This is a genomic window from Micromonospora sp. ATLC16, from assembly GCF_057196645.1.
In genome coordinates this window covers 1-784 of record NZ_JBXUOW010000174.1, presented here as the reverse complement: position 1 = coordinate 784, position 784 = coordinate 1, and the positions used below count along the sequence as shown (strand labels likewise).

Annotated in this window: 1 protein-coding gene and 1 pseudogene; both read right to left on the bottom strand. The window is 76.5% G+C overall.

The window, feature by feature from the left end:
* Nucleotides 1-391: pseudogene (locus tag AC2CHE_RS26930) on the bottom strand (penicillin-binding protein 2); the annotation flags it as partial.
* 3 nt (nt 392-394) lie between these two features.
* Nucleotides 395-784, bottom strand: a 390-nt coding sequence (gene ftsL / locus AC2CHE_RS26925; protein ID WP_484507622.1) for a cell division protein FtsL, incomplete at its 5' end; no start/stop codon positions are given.

Genomic DNA, 784 nt, shown 5'->3' with positions numbered 1-784 from the left:
CCCGAGGTTCATCGCGCGGGGTGCGGTCGGTGACGGTACGGGTCACCGTGGCGCGAGCGACGCCACCGTCCCGGCGGGCCGCGCCGCCCGCCCGCCCGGCCGCCCGACCGGCGGTTCCCCGGCCACCGTCGAGGACCTGGAGGGCCGGCCGGAACGGGTCCTGCGACCGGTTGCTGCGCGGAGTGCGGCGCTGCTCCGCGCGTCCGGTGCCGGAGGGCGCGGCGCCCTCCCGGATGGAGCGGCCCCGGGGGGTGTAGGCGCGGGCATCGGAGATGCCGCCGATGCTCGGCTCCGCCGGGTGGGGCGGCACGCCCCGCTGCCCGACGCCACGCGACGAACCGCGCCGGGAGCCTTCGGCGTCCCGGCGCGGTTGCTCCGACCTCGGTGGCACGGCTTACCCCTGCCCGCCCTGCTGGCTGGCGATGGAGAGCTGCCCACCGGCCGGCTGCGGCACCCCGATCACCTTGCCGTCCGGCAGTCGGATGTACGCCAGGTCGTCCGACTCGACCAGCCCCAGCTTGCGGGCCTGGGCGGCGAGGTTGCCCGGCGACTCGGACTCGGCGATCTGCTTCTTCAGCTGCTGCTGCTCCACGTCGAGCTTGGCCTGCTGCTGCTGCAGCTCGTCCAGCCGGAAGGCGTTCTCGTTGATCTTCGTGTTGACCGCCAGGATGCCCAGCACCCCGCCGACGACCAGCACCACCACCAGCGCCGCGAACGGCGCCCGCGGCACCCGCACCGGCGGCGGCGGCGCCACCCGCAGCCGCGGCGACTCCGACCGCTCGGC